Source organism: Rhodococcus sp. PAE-6 (genome assembly GCF_025290685.1).
Lineage (GTDB): Bacteria > Actinomycetota > Actinomycetes > Mycobacteriales > Mycobacteriaceae > Rhodococcus > Rhodococcus pyridinivorans.
Genome location: NZ_JAOCLZ010000236.1, coordinates 1 through 236, shown reverse-complemented (window position 1 = coordinate 236; position 236 = coordinate 1). Strand labels below are relative to the sequence as shown.

Here is a 236-nt window from a genome sequence, read left to right as displayed (position 1 = left end):
AACCGAGGTCGACGGTGACGTTCTCGTCGTCGAGCAGGCGCACGATGTCGGCCGCCACGTCGCGAGCGACCCGACCACGTAAGCCGTCGAGGGTCTGCGGGAAACCCCAGTCGTTGAGCGGACCGGCACCGGCGCGGGGCAGGTGACGCACCCGCAGGGACGCGATCCCCGCACGCCGGGAATCGGCGGCTGCCGCCTTCACCGGGTTCACCACGATGCGGGGATCACCGAGAGCC

The 236-nt window shown here is 71.2% G+C and carries 1 protein-coding gene; it reads right to left on the bottom strand.

Translation table 11 applies throughout. From position 1 onward, the window contains the following. Positions 1–236: hypothetical protein (locus NVV99_RS26880; RefSeq protein WP_260783343.1), on the bottom strand; the 236-nt coding region annotated here is incomplete at both ends.